Annotated in this window: 32 protein-coding genes; 30 read left to right on the plus strand and 2 right to left on the minus strand. The window is 38.8% G+C overall.

What is annotated here, in order from left to right:
- Window positions 1–15 precede the first annotated feature (15 nt).
- The 28 genes from rplN to V7024_RS12310 all read left to right on the plus strand — a co-directional run bounded on the left by rplN (window position 16) and on the right by V7024_RS12310 (window position 16664).
- Window positions 16–384, plus strand: a complete 369-nt coding sequence (gene rplN, locus V7024_RS12175) for a 50S ribosomal protein L14 (RefSeq protein WP_306201001.1) — start codon at window positions 16–18, stop codon at window positions 382–384.
- A gap of 38 nt (window positions 385–422) precedes the next feature.
- Window positions 423–734, plus strand: coding sequence for a 50S ribosomal protein L24 (gene rplX, locus V7024_RS12180; RefSeq protein WP_098917214.1), 312 nt, complete (start codon window positions 423–425; stop codon window positions 732–734).
- 26 nt (window positions 735–760) lie between these two features.
- Complete coding sequence (gene rplE, locus V7024_RS12185) at window positions 761–1300, plus strand: 50S ribosomal protein L5 (RefSeq protein ID WP_098917215.1); 540 nt, start codon at window positions 761–763, stop codon at window positions 1298–1300.
- A 33-nt stretch (window positions 1301–1333) separates the two neighbouring features.
- Complete coding sequence (gene rpsN / locus V7024_RS12190; protein ID WP_020062302.1) at window positions 1334–1519, plus strand: 30S ribosomal protein S14; 186 nt, start codon at window positions 1334–1336, stop codon at window positions 1517–1519.
- A gap of 30 nt (window positions 1520–1549) precedes the next feature.
- On the plus strand, window positions 1550–1948 hold the full coding sequence (gene rpsH / locus V7024_RS12195; protein WP_020062303.1) for a 30S ribosomal protein S8: 399 nt from the start codon (window positions 1550–1552) through the stop codon (window positions 1946–1948).
- Window positions 1949–1979: 31 nt separating this feature from the next.
- Window positions 1980–2519, plus strand: a complete 540-nt coding sequence (gene rplF, locus V7024_RS12200) for a 50S ribosomal protein L6 (RefSeq protein WP_335520172.1) — start codon at window positions 1980–1982, stop codon at window positions 2517–2519.
- Between the two features lie 31 nt (window positions 2520–2550).
- Window positions 2551–2913, plus strand: coding sequence for a 50S ribosomal protein L18 (rplR, locus tag V7024_RS12205; protein ID WP_335520175.1), 363 nt, complete (start codon window positions 2551–2553; stop codon window positions 2911–2913).
- Window positions 2914–2934: 21 nt separating this feature from the next.
- Entirely contained in the window at window positions 2935–3435 is a 501-nt protein-coding gene (gene rpsE / locus V7024_RS12210; protein WP_020062306.1) for a 30S ribosomal protein S5, read from the plus strand.
- A 17-nt stretch (window positions 3436–3452) separates the two neighbouring features.
- Window positions 3453–3635 carry a 50S ribosomal protein L30 gene (gene rpmD / locus V7024_RS12215; protein ID WP_020062307.1) on the plus strand — a complete coding sequence of 61 codons (183 nt, stop codon included), beginning with the start codon at window positions 3453–3455 and terminating at the stop codon, window positions 3633–3635.
- A gap of 33 nt (window positions 3636–3668) precedes the next feature.
- Entirely contained in the window at window positions 3669–4109 is a 441-nt protein-coding gene (rplO, locus tag V7024_RS12220) for a 50S ribosomal protein L15 (RefSeq protein ID WP_020062308.1), read from the plus strand.
- Window positions 4109–5407: a preprotein translocase subunit SecY gene (gene secY, locus V7024_RS12225; RefSeq protein WP_335520180.1), complete on the plus strand. Its 1299-nt coding sequence runs from the start codon at window positions 4109–4111 to the stop codon at window positions 5405–5407. The genes rplO and secY overlap by 1 nt, the downstream gene beginning before the upstream one ends.
- A gap of 53 nt (window positions 5408–5460) precedes the next feature.
- Window positions 5461–6111: an adenylate kinase gene (locus V7024_RS12230; protein WP_335520183.1), complete on the plus strand. Its 651-nt coding sequence runs from the start codon at window positions 5461–5463 to the stop codon at window positions 6109–6111.
- Window positions 6111–6857, plus strand: coding sequence for a type I methionyl aminopeptidase (gene map, locus V7024_RS12235; RefSeq protein WP_242224054.1), 747 nt, complete (start codon window positions 6111–6113; stop codon window positions 6855–6857). The genes V7024_RS12230 and map overlap by 1 nt, the downstream gene beginning before the upstream one ends.
- A 67-nt stretch (window positions 6858–6924) precedes the next feature.
- Window positions 6925–7143: a translation initiation factor IF-1 gene (infA, locus tag V7024_RS12240; protein ID WP_020062312.1), complete on the plus strand. Its 219-nt coding sequence runs from the start codon at window positions 6925–6927 to the stop codon at window positions 7141–7143.
- Window positions 7144–7178: 35 nt separating this feature from the next.
- Window positions 7179–7292, plus strand: coding sequence for a 50S ribosomal protein L36 (gene rpmJ / locus V7024_RS12245; protein WP_000868344.1), 114 nt, complete (start codon window positions 7179–7181; stop codon window positions 7290–7292).
- 21 nt (window positions 7293–7313) lie between these two features.
- Entirely contained in the window at window positions 7314–7679 is a 366-nt protein-coding gene (gene rpsM, locus V7024_RS12250; protein WP_090918549.1) for a 30S ribosomal protein S13, read from the plus strand.
- A gap of 24 nt (window positions 7680–7703) precedes the next feature.
- Complete coding sequence (rpsK, locus tag V7024_RS12255; RefSeq protein ID WP_003194384.1) at window positions 7704–8093, plus strand: 30S ribosomal protein S11; 390 nt, start codon at window positions 7704–7706, stop codon at window positions 8091–8093.
- Between the two features lie 180 nt (window positions 8094–8273).
- Window positions 8274–9218, plus strand: coding sequence for a DNA-directed RNA polymerase subunit alpha (locus V7024_RS12260; protein ID WP_000569645.1), 945 nt, complete (start codon window positions 8274–8276; stop codon window positions 9216–9218).
- A 35-nt stretch (window positions 9219–9253) separates the two neighbouring features.
- Window positions 9254–9616, plus strand: a complete 363-nt coding sequence (gene rplQ, locus V7024_RS12265; RefSeq protein ID WP_098917220.1) for a 50S ribosomal protein L17 — start codon at window positions 9254–9256, stop codon at window positions 9614–9616.
- A 232-nt stretch (window positions 9617–9848) separates the two neighbouring features.
- On the plus strand, window positions 9849–10691 hold the full coding sequence (locus V7024_RS12270; RefSeq protein ID WP_335520194.1) for an energy-coupling factor ABC transporter ATP-binding protein: 843 nt from the start codon (window positions 9849–9851) through the stop codon (window positions 10689–10691).
- The gene (locus tag V7024_RS12275) at window positions 10667–11548 is read left to right on the plus strand and encodes an energy-coupling factor ABC transporter ATP-binding protein (protein WP_335520198.1); all 882 of its coding nucleotides are present in this window, start codon (window positions 10667–10669) and stop codon (window positions 11546–11548) included. Before V7024_RS12270 ends, V7024_RS12275 begins: the two co-directional genes overlap by 25 nt.
- A complete protein-coding gene (locus V7024_RS12280) occupies window positions 11536–12330 on the plus strand; it encodes an energy-coupling factor transporter transmembrane component T family protein (RefSeq protein ID WP_335520201.1) in 795 nt (264 codons plus the stop codon). The genes V7024_RS12275 and V7024_RS12280 overlap by 13 nt, the downstream gene beginning before the upstream one ends.
- Window positions 12331–12344: 14 nt before the next feature.
- A complete protein-coding gene (gene truA, locus V7024_RS12285) occupies window positions 12345–13088 on the plus strand; it encodes a tRNA pseudouridine(38-40) synthase TruA (protein WP_335520204.1) in 744 nt (247 codons plus the stop codon).
- A gap of 155 nt (window positions 13089–13243) precedes the next feature.
- On the plus strand, window positions 13244–13681 hold the full coding sequence (gene rplM / locus V7024_RS12290; protein ID WP_335520207.1) for a 50S ribosomal protein L13: 438 nt from the start codon (window positions 13244–13246) through the stop codon (window positions 13679–13681).
- 21 nt (window positions 13682–13702) lie between these two features.
- A complete protein-coding gene (gene rpsI, locus V7024_RS12295) occupies window positions 13703–14095 on the plus strand; it encodes a 30S ribosomal protein S9 (RefSeq protein ID WP_020063209.1) in 393 nt (130 codons plus the stop codon).
- 164 nt (window positions 14096–14259) lie between these two features.
- Window positions 14260–14688 carry a DUF2521 family protein gene (locus tag V7024_RS12300; protein ID WP_335520210.1) on the plus strand — a complete coding sequence of 143 codons (429 nt, stop codon included), beginning with the start codon at window positions 14260–14262 and terminating at the stop codon, window positions 14686–14688.
- Between the two features lie 66 nt (window positions 14689–14754).
- The gene (gene cwlD / locus V7024_RS12305) at window positions 14755–15468 is read left to right on the plus strand and encodes an N-acetylmuramoyl-L-alanine amidase CwlD (protein ID WP_335520212.1); all 714 of its coding nucleotides are present in this window, start codon (window positions 14755–14757) and stop codon (window positions 15466–15468) included.
- Window positions 15469–15602: 134 nt separating this feature from the next.
- Window positions 15603–16664 carry an Mrp/NBP35 family ATP-binding protein gene (locus V7024_RS12310; RefSeq protein ID WP_335520214.1) on the plus strand — a complete coding sequence of 354 codons (1062 nt, stop codon included), beginning with the start codon at window positions 15603–15605 and terminating at the stop codon, window positions 16662–16664.
- Window positions 16665–16679: 15 nt separating this feature from the next.
- Here the strand turns inward: V7024_RS12310 and gerD are convergent, their stop codons facing one another.
- The gene (gene gerD / locus V7024_RS12315) at window positions 16680–17288 is read right to left on the minus strand and encodes a spore germination lipoprotein GerD (protein ID WP_020063205.1); all 609 of its coding nucleotides are present in this window, start codon (window positions 17286–17288) and stop codon (window positions 16680–16682) included.
- Window positions 17289–17423: 135 nt separating this feature from the next.
- On the opposite strand from gerD, the gene V7024_RS12320 reads away from it, so the two are divergent.
- Window positions 17424–18026, plus strand: coding sequence for a KinB-signaling pathway activation protein (locus V7024_RS12320; protein ID WP_335520219.1), 603 nt, complete (start codon window positions 17424–17426; stop codon window positions 18024–18026).
- A 44-nt stretch (window positions 18027–18070) separates the two neighbouring features.
- Here V7024_RS12320 and pdaB read toward each other — a convergent pair whose 3' ends face one another.
- On the minus strand, window positions 18071–18835 hold the full coding sequence (gene pdaB / locus V7024_RS12325) for a polysaccharide deacetylase family sporulation protein PdaB (protein ID WP_098919138.1): 765 nt from the start codon (window positions 18833–18835) through the stop codon (window positions 18071–18073).
- 136 nt (window positions 18836–18971) lie between these two features.
- On the opposite strand from pdaB, the gene V7024_RS12330 reads away from it, so the two are divergent.
- The gene (locus V7024_RS12330) at window positions 18972–19190 is read left to right on the plus strand and encodes a hypothetical protein (protein ID WP_098919137.1); all 219 of its coding nucleotides are present in this window, start codon (window positions 18972–18974) and stop codon (window positions 19188–19190) included.
- The last annotated feature ends 178 nt before the right edge of the window (window positions 19191–19368 follow it).

A 19368-nucleotide genomic window follows, 5' to 3' on the forward strand; every position in this document is an offset into this window, starting at 1 on the left:
GGGAGGTTTCATAACATGATCCAACAAGAATCTCGTTTGAGAGTAGCTGACAACTCTGGCGCACGTGAACTTTTAACAATTAAAGTATTAGGCGGCTCTGGTCGTAAATACGCAAACATCGGTGATATTATTGTTGCTACGGTAAAACAAGCAACACCAGGTGGCGTTGTTAAAAAAGGTGACGTTGTTAAAGCAGTAGTAGTACGTACGAAGAGCGGTGCTCGTCGTCCAGACGGTTCTTACATTCGTTTTGATGAAAACGCAGCGGTTATCATTAAAGACGATAAGAGCCCACGTGGTACTCGTATCTTCGGACCAGTAGCTCGTGAATTACGTGATAACAACTTCATGAAGATCGTTTCTTTAGCTCCAGAAGTTCTATAATTTAAGGTATTGCCTTGCTAAGGAGGTGCAGAAGTAAGATGCATGTAAAAAAAGGTGATAAAGTACAGGTAATCAGTGGTAAAGACAAAGGAAAACAAGGTGTTATCCTTGCAGCTTTCCCAAAAGAAAACCGTGTTATCGTTGAGGGTGTTAACATCGTTAAGAAGCACTCTAAGCCATCTCAATTAAATCCACAAGGTGGAATTATCACGAAAGAAGCCGCTATCCACGTATCTAATGTTATGCCATTAGATCCTAAAACAGGTGTACCTACTCGCGTAGGCTACAAAGTGGAAGATGGTAAAAAAATTCGTGTTGCAAAAAAATCTGGTGAATTGTTAGATAAATAAGTTCTATATGAAAGGAGGTCCCTTCATTGAATCGCCTTAAAGAGAAATTCCAAAAAGAAATTACTCCTGCTCTTGTGAGCAAGTTTAACTATAAATCTGTAATGGAAGTACCGAAGATCGAAAAGATCGTAATCAACACTGGTGTTGGTGACGCGGTATCCAACTCTAAAGCATTAGACAGTGCTGTAGAAGAGTTAACACAAATCGCAGGTCAAAAACCTGTTGTAACTCGCGCTAAAAAATCTATCGCAGGATTCCGTCTTCGTGAGGGTATGCCTATCGGTGCAAAGGTTACTTTACGCGGCGAGCAAATGTATGAGTTCTTCGACAAATTAGTATCAGTTTCTTTACCACGTGTACGTGATTTCCGTGGTGTTTCTAAGAAATCTTTCGATGGTCGTGGTAACTACACATTAGGTGTTAAAGAGCAATTAATTTTCCCTGAGATTGATTATGATAAAGTAAGCAAAGTTCGTGGTATGGACATCGTAATCGTTACTACAGCGAAAACTGATGAAGAAGCTCGTGAACTTTTAACACAATTCGGTATGCCATTCCAAAAATAATGGAAGCCAACGCTAAGTAGAGGAGGCGAAAACGTGGCTAAAAAATCTATGATTGCGAAACAAAAGCGTACTCCTAAGTTTAAAGTGCAAGATTATACACGTTGCGAGCGCTGCGGTCGTCCGCATTCTGTATACCGCAAATTTAAACTTTGCCGTATTTGTTTCCGTGAACTTGCATATAAAGGACAAATTCCTGGCGTTAAAAAAGCTAGTTGGTAATACCCACAAATGGGAAGGAGGTAAAAACACATGGTGATGACAGATCCAATTGCAGATATGCTTACTCGCATCCGTAATGCGAACATGGTACGTCATGAGAAATTAGAAGTTCCTGCTTCTAAAATCAAAAAAGAAATCGCTGAAATCTTAAAACGTGAAGGTTTCATTCGTGATGTGGAATACATCGAGGATAACAAACAAGGTATCCTTCGTATTTTCCTAAAATACGGTGTAAACAATGAGCGTGTAATCACTGGATTAAAGCGTATCAGTAAGCCTGGCTTACGCGTTTATGCAAAAGCTGATGAAGTACCACGTGTACTTAACGGATTAGGTATTGCACTTGTTTCTACATCTAAGGGAGTAATGACGGACAAAGACGCTCGTCAGTTACAAACTGGTGGAGAAGTAGTAGCATACGTTTGGTAATTAATATTTAAACGAACGGAGGTGTGACCGCATGTCTCGTATTGGTAAAAAGATTCTTGAAATCCCTGCAGGTGTTACAGTTACAGTAGCAGAAGATAATACCGTAACTGTAAAAGGCCCTAAAGGTGAATTAACTCGTACTTTCAATGCTGATATGTCTATCAAGATTGAAGAAAATATTTTAACAGTAGAGCGTCCTTCTGAACAGAAGGAACACCGTGCATTACACGGAACAACTCGTGCTCTTCTTGGAAACATGGTTGAGGGTGTAACAGAAGGTTTCGCTCGCGGACTTGAATTAATCGGTGTTGGTTACCGTGCACAAAAACAAGGTAACAAACTTGTATTAAACGTAGGTTACTCTCACCCAGTTGAGATGACTCCAGAAGCTGGTCTTGAAGTTGAAGTTCCTGCTCCTACAAAGATCGTAATCAAAGGTATCGACAAGCAACGTGTTGGCGAATTCGCTGCTAACGTTCGCGCTGTACGTGCTCCAGAGCCATATAAAGGCAAAGGTATTCGTTACGAAGGCGAAGTTGTACGTCGTAAAGAAGGTAAAACTGCTAAGTAAACCCGTTAGGTGAAAGAAAGGAGTGACAAGAATGATCACTAAACCTGATAAAAATGCGGTTCGTAAGAAAAGACATGCACGTGTACGTGCAAAGCTTACTGGTACAGCTGAACGTCCACGTTTAAATGTGTTCCGTTCTAACCAACACATTTACGCTCAAGTAATTGATGATGTAAATGGTGTAACATTAGTAAGTGCGTCTACTCTTGATAAAGAACTTACTCTTAACGGTACTAGCAACACTGAAGCTGCTTCTAAAGTTGGCGAACTAGTTGCTAAACGTGCTGTAGAGAAAGGTGTTAAAGAAGTAGTATTTGATCGCGGCGGTTACTTATACCATGGTCGTGTTAAAGCTTTAGCTGAAGCTGCTCGTGAGGCTGGCTTACAATTTTAATGGTCAAAGGAGGGAAAATAGATGCGTCGCATTGACCCAAGTAAATTTGAACTTGAAGAACGTGTAGTTACGATAAACCGTGTTGCGAAAGTTGTTAAGGGTGGTCGTCGTTTCCGCTTCGCTGCACTGGTTGTAGTTGGTGATAAAAACGGTCATGTTGGATTCGGTACTGGTAAAGCGCAAGAGGTACCAGATGCAATCCGCAAGGCTATCGAAGATGCTAAGAAAAACTTAATCGAAGTACCATTAGTTGGTACAACTATTCCACACGAAATTATCGGTAACTTTGGAGCAGGTGAAGTATTCTTAAAGCCTGCTGCAGAAGGTACTGGAGTTATCGCTGGTGGTCCAGTTCGTGCGGTTCTTGAATTAGCTGGTGTACAAGATATTCTTTCTAAATCTCTTGGTACTAACACACCAATTAACATGATCCGTGCTACTGTGAACGGATTAAAAGATCTTAAGCGTGCTGAAGATGTAGCAAAATTACGCGGTAAATCTGTAGAAGAGCTACTAGGTTAAGAAGGAGGGAAAATATAATGGCGAAAAAGTTAGAAATTACCCTCACTCGTAGTGTAATTGGTCGTCCGCAAGATCAACGTGCGACTGTAGAAGCTTTAGGTCTTAAAAAGTTGAATTCAACTGTAGTTAAGGAAGAAACTCCTGCTATTCGCGGTATGATCAACAAAGTTTCTCACCTTGTAACTGTAAAAGAAGCTTAATGATAACTCATCAATATAAGGAGGTGCCTGGGAATGAAACTTCATGAATTACAACCTGCGGAAGGTTCTCGTAAAGTTCGTAATCGTGTAGGTCGTGGTATCGGTTCTGGTAACGGTAAAACTGCTGGAAAAGGTCACAAAGGACAAAACGCACGTTCTGGTGGCGGTGTTCGTCTTGGTTTTGAAGGCGGTCAAACTCCATTATTCCGTCGTTTACCAAAACGCGGCTTCACGAACATCAACCGTAAAGAGTTTGCTATCGTTAACTTAACAACGTTAAATCGTTTCGAAGACGGTACAGAAGTAACACCTGAATTATTGCTTGAGACTGGCGTTATCAGCAAATTAAACGACGGTGTTAAAATTCTTGCAAACGGCGCTGTAGAGAAAAAGCTTACTGTTAAAGCTCACAAGTTCTCTTCAAGTGCAAAAGAAGCTATCGAAGCAGCTGGCGGAACAGTTGAGGTGATCTAATGTTTCGCACAATCTCCAACTTTATGCGCGTTGCTGAGATAAGAAATAAAATATTATTCACTTTAGCGATGTTAATCGTGTTTCGAATTGGCACGTTCATCCCAGTGCCTCATACAAATGCAGATGTACTGAGAGCGCAAGACCAGTTGAATGTATTGGGCATTCTGAATACATTTGGCGGCGGAGCCTTAAAAAACTTTTCCATCTTTGCGATGGGAATCATGCCGTACATTACAGCATCCATCATCGTGCAATTATTGCAGATGGATGTTGTTCCTAAATTTACGGAGTGGTCAAAACAAGGTGAAATGGGTCGTCGTAAACTAGCTCAGTTTACCCGCTACTTTACAATTGTTCTTGCTTTTATTCAAGCAATCGGTATGTCAATTGGTTTTAACGGTATGGCAGGTGGACAATTAATTTTGGATCCTAGCTGGTCAACTTATTTATATATTGCAACGGTACTAACTGCCGGAACTGCATTTTTAATGTGGTTAGGTGAGTTAATTACAGCAAAGGGAGTAGGAAATGGTATTTCTATCATCATCTTTGCAGGTATTACCGCAGCGATCCCAAATACTATAAATCAAGTGTATGCACAGCAGTTCCAAGATGCCGGAGATCAATTGTTCATCCGTATCGTAAAAGTTGGTTTAATTTTGTTAGCTGTGTTAGCAGTTATTGTTGGTGTTATTTACATTCAACAAGCTGTTAGAAAAATCCCGATTCAATATGCGAAGCGCGTAACTGGAAACGGTGGTTATACTGGAGCACAAAACACTCATTTACCACTTAAGGTAAATAGTGCTGGTGTTATTCCAGTAATTTTTGCTGTTTCATTCTTGATTACGCCTCCGACTATTGCACAGTTTTTCCCGAAACATGAAATATCGCAGTGGATTATTAAAAACTTTAACTATTCTCACCCAGTGGGTATGATCGTATATGTTGCACTAATTGTTGCCTTTGCATATTTCTATGCATTTGTTCAAGTAAATCCTGAACAGATGGCTGACAACTTAAATAAACAAGGTGGATATGTTCCTGGTATTCGTCCGGGTAAGAGTACAGAACAGTATCTAACAAAGATCTTGTATCGTTTGACCTTTGTAGGTGCAATTTTCTTAGCAGCGATTGCAATCTTGCCTGTTTTATTTATTCAAATTGCAAACTTGCCACAATCTGCACAGATAGGTGGAACAAGTTTACTAATTGTTGTCGGTGTTGCTTTAGAAACAATGAAGCAACTCGAAAGTCAATTAGTAAAACGCCATTACAAAGGGTTTATCAAACAGTGAGTAAGCGGGAAGATTCATCTTCCCTATATGCTCATTCATGAGGGGGAATACAGATGAACTTAATTTTAATGGGGCTTCCAGGTGCCGGTAAAGGTACACAAGCCGAAAAGATTGTTGCCAAGTATAACATCCCTCACATTTCTACAGGAGACATGTTTCGTGCTGCTATGAAAGATGAAACTGAACTTGGTTTACAAGCTAAGTCCTTTATTGATAAAGGAGCACTTGTACCAGATGAAGTTACAATCGGAATCGTGCGTGAGCGTTTGAGTCAAGAAGACTGTGTAAAAGGCTTCTTATTAGATGGTTTTCCACGAACAGTTGCACAAGCTTCAGCTCTTGAAGAAATCATGAAAGATCTTGGCAAAAAGATTAATTATGTTTTAAACATTAATGTGGATTCAGGATTACTGCTAAAACGTTTAACAGGTCGTCGCATTTGTAAAGAGTGCGGTGCGACTTACCACTTAGAATTCAATCCGCCAGCAAAAGAGGGCGTGTGCGATAAATGTGGTGGCGAGTTATATCAGCGTTCTGATGACAACGAAGAAACTGTAGCAAATCGTTTAGAAGTGAATATTAAGCAAACAAAGCCGTTGCTTGATTTCTACGAAGAGCTTGGTTACTTAAAAAGCATTAATGGTGAGCAAGATATCGATAAAGTATTTGCTAATATCGATCTTCTCATCGGAGGCTTAGCGTAATGATTATTTGCAAAACTCCTCGCGAAATTGAGATTATGCGAGAAGCTGGCAAGATTGTTGCTTTAACTCATCAAGAGTTAAAAAAGCATATTGCCCCAGGAATTACAACGAAAGAGCTCGATCAAATAGCGGAAAAAACGATTCTAAAATATGGTGCTGTGCCATCTTTTAAAGGATACAACGGATTTCCGGGAAGCATTTGTGCTTCGGTAAACGAAGAGCTTGTACACGGGATTCCAGGAAAGCGCAAGCTCCAAGAAGGCGATATTATTAGTATCGATATTGGTGCGAAATACAATGGATACCATGGAGATTCTGCATGGACCTATCCAGTAGGAAACATTTCTGAATCTGTTCAAAAGCTACTTGATGTCACAGAAAAATCGTTGTATCTTGGTCTAGAACACGCAAAACCGGGCGAGCGATTATCTAATATTTCACATGCGATTCAAACGTATGTTGAAGATAGTGGATTCTCGATCGTTAGGGAGTATGTCGGTCACGGAATCGGGCAAGACTTACATGAAGACCCACAAATCCCGCACTATGGTCCACCAAATCAAGGGCCTAGATTAAAACCGGGAATGGTCATTTGTGTTGAGCCGATGGTGAACCAAGGAAGACGATATGTAAAAACACTATCTGATGACTGGACAGTGGTAACGGTAGATGGTAAATGGTGTGCACATTTTGAGCACACGATTGCTCTTACAGAAGCAGGATACGAAATCCTTACCACTTTATAGGTAGCTGGCTCTCCGGAATTTCAGAACAGTGTAGAATGTTACTGATTTGAAGAAGGGAGAACATTGAATGGCTAAAGATGATGTAATTGAAGTCGAAGGTACCGTTATTGAAACGTTGCCAAATGCTATGTTCAAAGTAGAATTAGAGAATGGGCATGTTGTATTGGCTCACGTTTCTGGTAAAATCCGTATGAACTTCATTCGTATTTTACCAGGAGATAAAGTTACGGTAGAATTATCTCCGTACGATTTAAATCGTGGTCGTATCACGTACCGCTTTAAATAATATAGCACTCCGTAATCTTTAAGGAGGTTCGAGACATGAAAGTAAGACCGTCAGTTAAGCCGATCTGCGAAAAATGCAAAGTTATTCGTAGACGTGGAAAAGTAATGGTTATTTGTGAAAACCCTAAACATAAACAAAAACAAGGTTAATCAGAAGGAGGTGCATTCGGAATGGCACGTATCGCAGGTGTAGATATTCCTCGTGACAAACGCGTTGTTATTTCTTTAACTTACGTATTCGGCATTGGTCGCACAACTGCTGAAAAAATTCTTGCTGAAGCTGGTGTTTCTTCAGAAACACGAGTTCGCGATTTAACAGAAGACGAATTAGGACGTATCCGTGATATCGTCGATCGTATCAAAGTTGAAGGAGACCTTCGTCGTGAAGTTTCTCTTAACATTAAACGTCTAATGGAGATCGGTTCTTACCGTGGTCTTCGTCACCGTCGTGGTTTACCAGTTCGTGGTCAAAACTCTAAAAACAATGCTCGTACACGTAAAGGTCCACGTCGTACAGTAGCAAATAAAAAGAAATAATAAGTAAAGGAGGTTGAACTAACAATGGCACGTAAAACAAACACTCGTAAAAAACGTGTGAAAAAGAATATTGAAGCTGGTATAGCTCATATTCGTTCTACTTTCAACAACACAATCGTAACACTTACAGATACTCACGGTAACGCACTTTCTTGGTCTAGTGCTGGTGCACTTGGTTTCCGTGGATCTCGTAAATCTACTCCATTCGCTGCGCAAATGGCTGCTGAAACTGCTGCTAAAGTTGCAATGGAGCACGGTTTAAAAACTTTAGAGGTTACTGTAAAAGGTCCTGGTGCTGGTCGTGAAGCTGCAATTCGTGCTCTTCAAGCTGCAGGCCTAGAAGTAACAGCAATCAGAGATGTTACTCCAGTTCCTCATAATGGATGTCGTCCGCCAAAACGTCGTCGTGTTTAATTTTTCTGTATAGAATTTTCCCTTTTGTCTATAATGGATATGATGCATTATCGAGAAATTTCGTACAGAAACATCGCTTGTTGTGCACAATCGGGAACTGCCTAAGGGGGACTTTCGGTTAAACAAAGGTTTTTCCTTTGTTTAACCGGGGTTTCGACGTTTTGAAGGAGGGTTTAGTTAATGATTGAAATTGAAAAACCGAAAATCGAAACGGTTGAGCTTAACGAAGATGCTAAGTATGGTAAATTCGTTATTGAACCGCTTGAGCGTGGATATGGTACTACTTTGGGTAACTCCTTACGTCGTATCCTTTTATCCTCACTCCCTGGTGCCGCTGTTACTGCCATTCAAATCGATGGCGTATTACACGAATTTTCGACAGTTGAGGGCGTAGTAGAAGATGTTACAACGATCATCTTAAACTTGAAAAAGTTAGCTCTCAAAATCTACTCTGAAGAAGAGAAGACACTCGAAATCGATGTACAGGGCGAAGGTATTGTCACAGCTGCTGATATTACTCACGATAGTGATGTTGAAATCTTAAATCCAGATTTATACATTGCAACGTTAGCAAAGGATGCGCATTTCCGCGTGCGTTTAACTGCAAAGCGTGGCCGTGGGTATACGCCGGCTGATGCAAATAAGAGCGAAGATCAACCAATAGGTGTAATTCCTATTGATTCTATTTATACTCCAGTATCACGTGTGACTTACCAAGTGGAAAAGACACGTGTTGGACAAGTGGCAAATTATGATAAGCTTACGCTTGATGTATGGACGGATGGAAGCATCGGGCCAAAAGAAGCTATCTCTTTAGGTGCCAAAATCTTAACAGAGCATTTAAACATCTTTGTTGGTTTAACTGACGAAGCACAAAATGCTGAGATTATGGTCGAAAAGGAAGAAGATCAAAAAGAAAAAGTTCTAGAAATGACAATTGAAGAACTTGATCTTTCTGTTCGTTCTTATAATTGCCTAAAACGTGCAGGTATTAACACTGTACAAGAGCTTGCGAATAAAACTGAAGAAGATATGATGAAAGTTCGTAACTTAGGACGTAAATCTTTAGAAGAAGTTAAGCATAAGCTAGAAGAATTAGGTTTAGGCTTACGTAAAGACGACTGAGGATTTAAATTCATCAACGAAGGAGGGAACTACGAATGGCATACAGAAAATTAGGCCGTACAAGCGCGCAACGTAAAGCTATGTTACGTGACTTAACTACTGATTTAATTATCAACGAGCGCATTCAAACGACAGAAACTCGTGCAAAAGAACTTCGTTCTGTAGTGGAAAAAATGATCACTTTAGGTAAACGCGGAGATCTTCATGCTCGTCGTCAAGCAGCTGCTTACATTCGTAATGAAGTTGCTAATGCTGAGACTGGTCAAGATGCATTACAAAAATTATTCGCTGATGTAGCTCCACGCTATGCTGAGCGTCAAGGCGGATACACTCGTATTGCAAAAATTGGTCCACGTCGCGGTGACGCTGCACCAATGGTAATTATCGAGTTAGTATAATGACAAGCAAAAGGGCAGGACAGTACTTTTTAAGTAACTGGTCATGGCCCTTTTTTTTTAAGTATAGAAGAAAATATTTATCTTGCTATTTGCGGGCGGTAAGACTCCCATTTCAAGATTCAGAGAGGAGTGAGAGATAACTGCTGGCATGCGCAAGGTTGGTGAGCTTTTCGTCTCCCATGGATGGAAGTTTCACTTTATTTGGCTGAATAATGGAAGAGGGTGTCCACAAGTGAAAAAAGAGAAGCTTCGTGCTGAGAACATATCATTTCAATATCCTCAAGCTGCTTCTTACGCCCTGCGTGACGTTTCATTCTCTTTATATGAAGGAGAATGGGTATCTATTATTGGGCAAAATGGGTCAGGGAAATCAACGCTTGCAAAATTATTAAATGGTTTGTTTTTACCATCAGCAGGAACAATTACTGTAAATGGAACACTTGTTTTGTCAGAAGAAACTGTATGGGATATTCGAAAACAGATTGGAATGGTTTTTCAAAACCCGGATAATCAATTTGTCGGAACAACTGTACAGGATGATGTTGTCTTTGGGCTTGAGAATGCCGGAATGCCCAGGGAACTAATGGTAGAACGTATGAAACACGCTTTGGAGCTCGTACGAATGGAAGAGTTTCAAGATGAAGAACCTCACTATTTATCGGGTGGACAAAAGCAGCGCGTTGCAATTGCCGGCGTACTAGCACTCCAGCCGTCTATTTTAGTATTAGATGAGGCAACATCTATGCTTGATCCCCAAGGCCGTAAAGAAGTGGTAGAAACGGTAAGGGACCTTGTTCGCACGAAGGGAATTACAGTTCTTTCGATTACTCACGACTTAGAAGAAGCAGCGCAGTCTGATCGTATTATTATTTTAAATCGCGGAGAATTACTAGAAGAGGGAACACCTGAACACATTTTTCAATCATCGAAAATGCTGCAAGAAATCGGTTTAGACGTACCATTTTCAGTGAAAATGGCAGAATTATTGAAAAGCAATCAAATTCCTTTACAATCAATGCATCTTACAATGGAAAGTTTGGTGAGCGAACTTTGGAGATTACATTCCAAAAAGTAGAGCATCGTTATCAATATAAAACCCCATTTGAAAAACGAGCCCTTTACGATATAGATATTTCGCTTCCTAGTGGTGGCTATTATGCCATTATCGGTCATACAGGGTCGGGTAAGTCAACGATGATTCAACATTTAAATGGCTTATTGCAACCAACGAGTGGTGCTGTTCAAATTGGGGAATATAGCATTTCATCTCAAAAGAAAGCAAAAAAATTAAAACCTCTTCGAAAAAAAGTAGGAGTTGTTTTTCAATTTCCAGAACATCAGTTATTTGAAGAAACTGTAGAAAAAGATATTTGCTTTGGGCCTTTAAATTTTGGTGTATCTGAAGAAGCGGCGAAACAAAAGGCAAAAGATGCCATTCGGTTAGTTGGGCTATCAGAGGAGCTATTAGAACGATCTCCGTTTGAGTTAAGTGGTGGACAAATGAGACGCGTTGCTATAGCGGGTGTACTCGCGATGGAGCCTGAAGTATTAGTATTAGATGAACCAACAGCAGGACTTGATCCTAAGGGCCAAAATGAGCTTATGGAGATGTTCTATCATCTTCACAAGCAAAAAAATCTTACGGTGATTCTTGTGACACATAATATGGAGGATGCTGCAAAATATGCAGACAACATGGTTGTGATGCATAAAGGAACGGTCTTTTTGCAAGGAACATCAGAGGAAGTCTTTACGCATGCAGATGAGCTTGAACAAATTGGTGTATCTCTTCCGATGTCGCTAAAGTATAAGCGAGAAATTGAAGAGAAATTAGGAATCTCTATACCGAAAGCCACCTTGTCTTTAGAAGATTTAGCAGATGAAGTCATACAACTGTTTAGAAAAGGTGGGGATTCATCATGCAGCAGCTAATTATTGGGAGATATATTCCGGGAGAATCTGCTATTCACAGACTGGATCCTCGCACAAAACTGTTAATGGTCTTTTTATATGTATTTATTGTATTTTTAGCAAATAATGCAATTTCATACGGCCTGCTATTTTTGTATGCACTCATTGCTTTGTTTTTTGCAAAAGTGCCGATTCGTTATATTCTTTCTGGGTTAAAGCCTATTTTATGGATTTTTTTATTCACGTTCTTTCTGCACATTTTTACAACAAAAGAAGGTGCTGTACTCGTTCAATTTGGCTGGTTTTCTATATATGAGAAAGGGCTCCAGCAGGGGATGTATATTTCTATTCGGTTTTTTGTCATTATTTTAATGACGACCCTACTAACATTAACGACAACCCCAATTGAAATTACAGATGGCTTGGAGACGCTGTTGCATCCATTAAAACGCATAAAAGTTCCTGTTCACGAAATCGCACTTATGATGTCTATTTCCTTGCGCTTTATTCCAACTTTGATGGATGAAACAAGTAAAATTATGAAAGCACAAGCTTCTCGAGGTATAGACTTTGCAGGTGGTCCAATGAAAGACAGGCTGAAAGCGATTATCTCGTTACTTGTACCACTATTTATTAGTGCGTTTAAACGTGCAGAAGACTTAGCAATTGCGATGGAAGCACGAGGTTATCAAAGTAACGGATACCGTACAAAATTCCGGCAGTTAGAATGGAAATGGATTGATACATTGACGCTCTTAAGCCTATTTGCTTTAGCGTGTATTTTAATTTTAGTTCGATCGTAATGGAGAGTATGAGTATGGAAAGAATAAAATGCACAGTTTCGTATGATGGAGTTAACTTTTGTGGATATCAAATTCAACCGAATCAACGTACTGTTCAACAAGAAATAGAGCAAGCCTTGCAAAAAGTGCATAAAGGGGAAGCTGTTCGTGTACAAGCATCAGGAAGAACAGATTCCAACGTTCATGCCAAAGGTCAGGTGATTCATTTTGATACGCCGCTATCATTAACAGGAGAGCAATGGATGGCGGCTTTGAATACAATGCTGCCAGATGATATTGCTGTGCAGCAGGCTGAGCAAAAAACATTAGATTTTCACGCAAGGTACGGCGTCGTAAAAAAAGAATATCGCTACCGTGTATTATTATCTAAAAAAGCTGATGTATTCCGTAGAAATTACGTATATCAGTATCCATATCCATTAGAAGTAGAATCTATCCGAAAAGCAATTCCTTATTTTATTGGAACACATGATTTTACTTCATTTTGTTCGGCAAAAACTGATAAAAAAGATAAAGTGCGAACAATTTATGAAATAGATTTAATAGAACAAGGTGATGAATTAGTCTTTCGCTTTGTTGGAAATGGTTTTTTATATAACATGGTTCGAATTATTGTCGGTACGCTGCTTAGCGTCGGTCAAGGAAAAATTGCTCCTGAAAGCATTTCAGACATTTTAAAAAAACAAGACCGCCGCTTTGCTGGAAAGATGGTACCGGGGCAAGGCCTTTATTTATGGGAGGTAAACTATAACAACTAATCCTGGTGTAACATTTGCTTGACATTAGAAACTCAAAAGGATATCATAACATATGGTATTGTTTCTAAAACCACGATTAGCCCCGGAAGGAAATCGTGTTTAAGATAAACAATAGATTTTTTCTATGGAAAAGATAACGAGTAGGAGGGAAACAAATGCGTACGACTTTTATGGCAAAAGCTAACGAAGTTGAGCGTAAATGGTATGTGGTTGACGCTGAAGGTCAAACTTTAGGTCGCCTTTCTAGTGAAATAGCATCCATTTTACGTGGTAAAAACAAACCAACATTTACACCACACGTTGACACGGGTGATCATGTAATTATTATTAACGCTGAGAAAATTCACTTAACAGGTAATAAATTGAACGATAAAATTTACTACCGTCACACTAACCACCCAGGTGGACTTAAACAAAGAACAGCTCTAGAAATGCGTACAAACTACCCTGTACAAATGTTAGAGCTTGCTATTAAAGGCATGCTTCCAAAAGGACGTTTAGGACGTCAAATGTCTAAAAAATTAAATGTGTATGCTGGATCTGAGCATCCACATCAAGCACAAAAACCAGAAGTTTACGAACTTCGCGGATAATTAATTAAAGGAGGGCTTACTTTGGCACAGGTACAATACAATGGTACTGGACGTCGTAAGAGTTCAGTAGCACGCGTACGCCTAGTTCCAGGCGAAGGACGCGTTATCATTAACGGTCGTGATTTTGAAAACTATATCCCATTTGCTGCATTACGTGAAGTAGTGAAACAACCTCTAGTTGCAACAGAAACTTTAGGTAACTACGATGTACTTGTAAACGTACATGGCGGTGGATACACTGGTCAAGCTGGTGCTATCCGTCACGGTATTTCTCGCGCTTTATTAAAAGCAGATCCAGAATACCGTTTAACATTAAAACGTGCAGGTCTATTAACTCGTGACGCACGTATGAAAGAGCGTAAAAAATACGGTCTTAAAGGTGCTCGTCGTGCACCTCAGTTCTCAAAACGTTAATTTTTGCGAACTTCAAACCTCAGCCTTTTGGCTGGGGTTTTTTTATGTTCTTCAATAGTTTTTGTTAGCATCTCCTTCTTTGGAATATTTTAGTGCTACCTTCTTGTGTATGCTTCCTACTGAGAAGTTTAGACTAATACGTACATAGGGAGGTTTTAAGTACTATGAATGTTATTGTGAGTCTGAAAGAAAAACAAAGAGAAAAGCAACTGAAGTATGAACGTAAAATATTGCGTGAATTATCATTACAAACACTTAGAGAAAATATTCGTAATTGCTTTTGTATGGATACATTTCATCGTCATTATGAAGATTATTGTATAGAATTGGGCATTGAGTCTTATTTATTAGGAGCTAGGTATAGTAAGTTTGGGTATTATGGAGAATCGCTTTTAGATGTAAAGAACAGATCATCTCATGAAGAAATTCAATTAACAGAAACGCTGTTTCATTTTTTGACAAGTGTGCCTTTGCGTACTTTGGAAGAAAATGAAGATGAGCAGCTATATCAATCGTGCCAGTACTTTATTAGCGCTTGGTGGAAACAAGGATATGAGAAGGGTGAGAAAAGATATCGCATGAAGCTGCATTAAGAAAATCATAAACTTTCCTCTTGTCCCATATAAGTAAGTAGAGGGACTAGCTGAAGGGGGGAAGGTATGAAAAAAATTCGGATTATTTCTTTTATGTTAGCAGCGGTGGTACTCTTTTTTTTAGTAAAGCAGGAATTTCAAATTACAAAATCATGGAGAGCATGGAACTTGCCTTTGTCTGGAAAAATTATTGTATTAGATGCTGGTCATGGTGGCCCGGATGGAGGTGCGGTTGGCGGGGGTGACATTGTTGAAAAAGATATTACACTGGAAATTACCAAAAAGGTACGAGACTATTTGCAGGAACAAGGAGCACTTGTTATTTTAACGCGCAATGGAGATTATGATTTGGCTGATAAAAGTACGAAGGGATATAGTCGCCGTAAAGCAGAGGATTTAAAAAAACGCGTAGAGATTATTAATAAGCCCGATGTTGATTTTTTTGTTAGTGTGCACTTGAATGCCCTCCCAAGTAGTAGCTCAAAAGGAGCACAAACATTTTATTATCGTTCTTTAGTAGAAAACGAACGAGCGGCGAAATTTATTCAAGCTGAATTACGAACAAGTCTTGAGAATACGAACCGTTCAGCGAAAACAATTTCGCGTGTTTATTTATTGAAGCATGCGAAAACACCAGGTGCATTAGTTGAAGCTGGATTTTTATCAAATGTAAATGAAAGATATTTATTGAACTCAGAGAAATATCAGCAAAAAGTTGCTGCTGCTATATATCGCGGGGTCTTGCGATATTTTACTGAAAAAGGAAACCCTCCTGATTAAATTAAGGAGGGTTCTTCTTTGTAACGGAGTTTTCCGAAAATATGCTATACTTACAATGAAAATGCATTTATTTTGTTTTAACAGTAATTACATGCTCGTAAGAACTTAATTTTATCCAGGGGGCGGGACAGATTATGGTAACGAAAGAACAAGTAATGGGAGCACTTGAAGGGATTGTAGATCCGTTTCTAAATAAAACATTAAAAGAAACAAATGCTATTAAAGAAGTTACAGTAAAGCCGGAAAAAGAACATGTTAGCATTAAAGTTGCAATTGTGAGAACAGGAACAGCGGAGCAAATGCAGCTGCAAGGAACGATTGTAAAATTGGTGAAAGAACTGGGAGCAGCGACAGTAGGTTTACGCTTTGCAGAATTTACTGAAGAGGAACGATTACAATTTTCTCCGCAAGAAGAGCAGAGTGAATCTTTATTATCACCACATTCTAAAACAACTTTCTTAGCAGTAGCGAGTGGAAAAGGCGGTGTTGGAAAATCAACGGTTTCTGTAAACTTAGCGATTTCTCTTGCCCGTTTAGGGAAAAAGGTTGGGATTGTTGATGCTGATATATACGGATTTAGTGTACCGGATATGATGGGGATTGAAAAACGTCCTATTGTACGCGGTGATCAAATCATTCCGGTAGAGCGTTTTGGTGTGAAAGTTATTTCTATGGGATTTTTCGTAGAAGATAACGCGCCTGTTATTTGGAGAGGTCCTATGCTTGGCAAAATGTTAAATCATTTCTTCACAGAAGTAGAGTGGGGTGACTTGGATTATTTAGTGTTAGACTTACCTCCAGGTACAGGTGACGTAGCATTAGATGTACATTCAATGCTTCCGTCATGTAAAGAAATTATTGTAACAACACCGCATCCAACAGCAGCTTTTGTAGCAGCTAGAGCTGGTGCAATGGCACTTCGTACAGAGCATGAGATTATTGGTGTTGTAGAAAATATGTCTTATTTCGAAAGTAAAGTAACTGGCGAAAAAGAATATGTATTCGGAAAAGGCGGAGGAGAAAAATTAGCAACAGAACTGCAGACAGCAGTACTTGGTCAAATTCCGCTTCAGCAACCAGATTGGAATACAGAAGAATTTGCTCCATCTGTATACGGTGAAGAACATATAATTGGAGTAATCTATAAACAAATTGCTCAGCAAGTAATTGAGAGAGCGGCAATTGAACAAAAATAACCCTCAGTACGAGGGTTATTTTTGTTCTTTCTTGCCTTCTTCTGATCCGCCTTCTTTTTTCTGTTCACCACCACTTTTTTGCGCCTTTTCAACGCCTTTACTAATAATGTCGATCATTTTCGCTTGAAATAATGGGCTTTCGGCAGTTTCAGTTAAGACTTGCTGTAAATATTGACGGTACTCTTTGCTTTTCATTGTTTGCATCATGATTTTTCCGACTTCTGGATTTTTCATGATTTCTATAACACCAGCTTGATAATCAGGGTCTTTTAATAAGGTTTTCATTAAATTTGTTTGTTCTTTCTCGATGCTTTTTGCAAATTTAGTGGCAAACTCAGGGTCTTTAAATACTTTTTCCCAAAATTGCTGTCCTTTCTCTGATATCATAGTATCTTCAATCGTTTTTTTTACTACAGATTCGTCTAAAATAAGAGCTTGTTTCATTTTTTCATCGGTTAGTACATCTTGGATCGCTTTTTTCCCTTGATCCGTTTTTAAAATATCAATAATCATTTTTTTCGTTTGATCATAATCTAATTGGGATTTCGCTTCTTTTTCCTGTGCGCATGCAACGATTCCGATAAAAAGGATGAAAGAGACCGAAATGAGTAGAATCCGTTTCATCAGCCGGGGCTCCTTTCACGTGTTTCTCTTTTTAATATAAATCTCTTAGAAGAATTTATACATATTGATGGCTAGCTTTTTAAAATTGACATTGTTACAATTTAATTAGAAATATATATAATGGGGGATATGTCTGTGAATAGCCGAAATTGGGTACGACTCTTTATGACGACTTTATTTCTTGGGGGAAGCAGTACAATCTTTATCGGTTTTATTTTAGAGTGGGACAAGTACAATGAATTTTTTCGAAATTTCGACGGAAAGGAAATCTTCATGGTTTCTTTTTGGTTACTTGGAGTCGGTTTTATTTTTAGCGTAATCAGTCAGATGGGGTTCTTTGCATATTTAACAATTCACCGATTTGGACTGGGGATGTTTCGTTCGCCCGCTCTTTGGAATGCAGTACAAATGTTCATAATTGCGTTTGTATTATTCGATTTTGTATATTTGCGCTCTGTATTAATTGCAAATGGGAACGAATCACTGGGTACAAATATTTTTGTTGCCACGGTTCTCTTTTTGATCGGAATAATTGTTGCTTACATAAAAAGCAAAGAGACGAACAAGAAGGCGTTTGTTCCAGCGTTATTCTTTATGATTGTTGTAACTATTATTGAATGGGTTCCAGCATTGCGTATTAATGATACAAATTGGTTATATTTAATGGTTGTTCCATTGCTCATTTGCAATGCATATCAAGTTTTGATATTGCATCGTTTAATAGGACAAAAAAGCTGATTCCTATATTGGAATCAGCTTTTATTTAGTCGATAAGGATGAGTTTAATTTATGTCTTTACTTTTGGCTTTTGTATTTGAGATGAGCTGGGAGACAGGGACGTTTTCAAATCCATCTGTTTTTAATTTTTGAAGCAGCATCGGCAATGCTTGATTTGTTTGTAGTGCTGAATCAGAAGCGTGAAGTAAAATAATATCTCCTTCGTGCAAGTTTTCTGAAACGGTTGTAACAATTTTATTGACTCCAGGATTTTTCCAATCATTTGAATTATTGCTCCAATGCACAACCGTATATCCAAGAGATTCAGCGATTTTTAATACCGTTTTATTAAAGCTACCATTAGGAGGGCGTAGGAGTTGAACTTGTTTTACTTGAAGTTTTGTAAATATGTCCTGTGCCTTTAGGAGGTCCCTTCGAATTTCGTTAGCCTCTAAAGACGTATAGTCTTTATAATTGTATCCCATACTCCCAATTTCGTGCCCGTCTTTTATAATACGCTCTACAATATCAGGGTGACGTTCTGCCCATGCGGCAGAAAGGAAGAAGGTGGCGTTTTTAATCTTTTTTTCTTTTAATGTATCTAGTATAGGTAACGCTTTCTCATCTCCCCAACTAATATCGAATGTTAAAGAAACCTGTTTTTTTGTCGTGTCTCCTTTATAAATTGCTTTCGGACCAGTAGCTGTTGAAAAAGCTGATTGATAAGAATATGTTTTTACAAAAAGCAGCCATGCCGTAAAAAGGGAAAGCACAATAATAAGACTAATTTGTTTAAACTTATGTTTACTCGTTATAAAGAAGAAAAACATCGTTTCTCCGCCCCTTTGTCCAATCCTTTTCAGTTACTTATATGCAGAAAAAGAAGAAAAGAGAACAAAACGATTAACATCGTAAGAAAAGGATATACTGAACGGTATGTAGATAAGAAACAGCTGAGGTGGCAGAATGATTGGATTACTGATTACGGATCAGGAACAAAAGGAACTAGAATATGTACTGAAAAGAGAATTAGACGAATTATTATTTGACTTTGCAGATAAACGAATTCATCATGTTGTAAAAAAGACGATGGAAGAGCGATATAAATTGTTGTTTATTTTATTTACAAAAATAGCTTCACCTGAAGATTGTACAAGGTATATAAGAAAAAGAAATTTTTATTAAAAAGTGTTGACGGTGTAGTTCTATATATGATAAATTAATATTCGTCGCTGATGATCGAATTCATCAAGCGCCAAAAAGAAACAAAAAAACATTATTGACATAGAAAAGTGAAGATGTTAACATAAGGAAGTCGCAATTGAGCGGCGGATAAGTTCTTTGAAAACTGAACGAAACAAAC

Origin of the sequence: Bacillus sp. JJ864 (genome assembly GCF_036963045.1) — a bacterium.
GTDB classification, from domain to species: Bacteria; Bacillota; Bacilli; order Bacillales; family Bacillaceae_G; genus Bacillus_A; species Bacillus_A pseudomycoides_C.